A 209-nucleotide genomic window follows, 5' to 3' on the forward strand; every position below is an offset into this window, starting at 1 on the left:
CGACAGCCTCAGGGAACAAATCGATGAAGAACAAGAAGCCAAGGCAGACTTACAGAGACAACTCAGCAAAGCCAATGCTGAAGTTCAACTCTGGCGATCCAAGTATGAGAGCGAGGGTCTTGCCCGCCTGGAAGAGCTTGAAGAGACAAAGAGGAAATTAGATGCCAAATTACAAGAAGCCATGGAGACCATCGACCAACTGAATTCCA

General features: G+C 47.8%; 1 protein-coding gene. It reads left to right on the plus strand.

Annotated elements, in window-relative coordinates; translation table 11 throughout:
* The coding region (locus BB427_RS24450) for a hypothetical protein (RefSeq protein WP_175401266.1) at window positions 1-209 on the plus strand (209 nt) is incomplete at both ends.

Origin of the sequence: Pseudoalteromonas sp. BMB (assembly GCF_001709235.1) — a bacterium.
Taxonomy (GTDB): Bacteria; Pseudomonadota; Gammaproteobacteria; order Enterobacterales; family Alteromonadaceae; genus Pseudoalteromonas; species Pseudoalteromonas maricaloris.